The organism is Desulfocurvus sp. DL1XJH-121, assembly GCF_054819825.1.
This window is the reverse complement of record NZ_JBTVWW010000121.1, coordinates 1-262: the sequence shown is the minus strand read 5'-3', so window position 1 is coordinate 262 and position 262 is coordinate 1. Positions and strand designations below refer to the sequence as shown.

At 75.6% G+C, this 262-nt stretch carries 1 protein-coding gene; it reads right to left on the bottom strand.

Features of this window, described 5'->3' with window-relative positions; all coding sequences use genetic code 11:
• On the bottom strand, positions 1-262 hold a 262-nt coding region (locus tag ACYYG1_RS17560; RefSeq protein WP_461211625.1), incomplete at both ends, for a diguanylate cyclase domain-containing protein.

Here is a 262-nt window from a genome sequence, read left to right as displayed (position 1 = left end):
CTCGGCAAGCCGGCGCAGCAGCGCGTCGCCCGCCGGGTGCCCGAAGGCGTCGTTGTAGGCCTTGAAGCCGTCGAGGTCGTAGAGGGCGAGGCGGTGCGGCCGAGTCGTCGTCTCGAGCGCCTCCAGCAGCGCGCGGCGGTTGCCGATCCCCGTCAGCGGGTCGCGCCGGGCCTCGTCCGCGCGGGCCTGCAGCAGCTCCGCGTTGGCCCGGAACAGGAGGGCGATGCGCACGAGCAGCAGCAGGAGCGCCCCGGCGGAGAGC